The following is a 1807-nucleotide window of genomic DNA, read 5'->3' on the forward strand; positions in this document are numbered from 1 at the left end:
ATTAGTACTTGAACTAATTAGCAAAAAAATTATTAACGAGCTGTAAAAAAGTATTTTTAACTACGAATTATCTGGATCAAATGCTATATTGATCATTACCTATTTTCAGTGCTGAATTCTTATGAAGTATCTAAAGCAATTTAATCATCAACTTAAAAAAGTCCGGCAGTCGAAGAAACTTTCGTATATTGATGTTGCGGAGTATTGTTTAGTTGACCCTTTGGTCGTTGAGTCGTGGGAAGCCGAAAGTAGTGAAACACGCTGTTATCCTAGTTTGGATAACCTTCTTGATTTGTGTTTTAAGACAGCCATGCCTTTAGAAAGTTTTGTTGATGTGCCTAATATTGAAACCGGCCACCAATTGGATTTGCCTGGTATCAATGACAGTGATGCGGAGGATTTGGGGGACTCATTAGTTGAGTTGGGACGACAGATTGAAAAGTTAATACCAACTGATGATGAGCGTGAGTTACTTCGGCGTTACCGTAAAAGCGATGCGCAAAGTAAAGAGCTGATACTTCAACTAATTGCAAACTAAGGCTATTAGGTCTTTAATTGCTTTGTTCTTTTTTGATGGAGCAGGAAGTTTGCCGCGCTAAGGCGCAGCAAACTCATTTATTTGTATCGACTACGATTCTGCTTTGTATACGTTTTCATAGACATAGTTAGTCGCTTGAATAAAACCATCGACACTACCACAGTCAAAACGCTGACCTTTAAACTTATAGGCTAGCACGCAACCTTTTTTCGCTTGAGTGAGCAGGGCGTCGGTTATTTGAACTTCTCCACCTTTTCCGGGCGGTGTTGCTTTGATGATATCGAAGATGTCCGGTGTCAGAATATAACGACCGATAATTGCTAGATTTGAAGGAGCATCTTCCGGAGCCGGCTTTTCAACCATTTCAGTGATACGGTATAGGCCATCCTTCATGCATTCGCCTGCAATAACACCATATTTATGCGTTTGGTCAGCAGGAACTTCCTGGATCGCTACGATACTGCAGCGGAACTGATTATATAACTCTGCCATTTGCTTAAGCACGCCGTCGCCGTTTTCATCTGCCGTACAAAAGTCATCTGCCAAAACAACTGCAAAAGCATCATCGCCAACCAAACCTCGACCGCTATAGATTGCGTGGCCAAGACCTTTCATTTGATGCTGTGGTGTAAATGAAAAGGTGTTATTTTCCATTAAATTCCGAATGGAATCGAGCTGAGCCTCTTTTCCTGAACCTTTAATTTCATTTTCTAGTTCGTAGCTAATATCAAAGTGATCTGCAATGGCTCGTTTGCCTCTACCTGTGACAAAACCCATTCGGTTCATGCCTGCCTGGTGCGCTTCCTCAACGCCATATTGCACAAGGGGTTTATTTACGAGGGGTAGCATTTCTTTAGGCATTGCTTTTGTTGCGGGTAAGAAACGGGTTCCGTAGCCTGCAACTGGGAATAGGCAGTTTTTGATCATAGTATTGTCCATAATGGTAACTATTGGCCGATGTCTTCAACGCACGCCAACAATAAGTTCATATATCTGTTAGAAGCTTAAGTCTATATTATTGATCTTAAAGCTTTATGACAATTATAGCGGAAGTATCGAGTTGTAAAAATAAAGTTTGGCATAAATATTGTTTCCATATACTTCACTTTAGCGCCTCTTGGTCTTTACTGCTATATTGTGAAGACGATGATTAATAAGTCTAAAAATATTGATGCAGGATAGGCACAGGATATGAGCCAGAATTATGATGAACTAACTTTGTTATCTGTTCGTTCCGCCTTTGACCATTTGCAGTCAACAATTAACCGC

2 protein-coding genes are annotated in these 1807 nt (G+C 40.3%); one reads left to right on the forward strand and one right to left on the reverse strand.

Annotation, left to right across the window (positions count from 1 at the left end; all coding sequences use genetic code 11):
* The first annotated feature begins 121 nt into the window (after positions 1-121).
* On the forward strand, positions 122-538 hold the full coding sequence (locus A3761_RS23030; protein ID WP_068554959.1) for a hypothetical protein: 417 nt from the start codon (positions 122-124) through the stop codon (positions 536-538).
* A gap of 90 nt (positions 539-628) precedes the next feature.
* On the opposite strand, the gene galU is transcribed toward A3761_RS23030, so the two are convergent.
* On the reverse strand, positions 629-1465 hold the full coding sequence (gene galU / locus A3761_RS23035) for a UTP--glucose-1-phosphate uridylyltransferase GalU (protein WP_068514904.1): 837 nt from the start codon (positions 1463-1465) through the stop codon (positions 629-631).
* Between the last annotated feature and the right edge of the window lie 342 nt (positions 1466-1807).

This window comes from Oleiphilus sp. HI0123, from assembly GCF_001635315.1.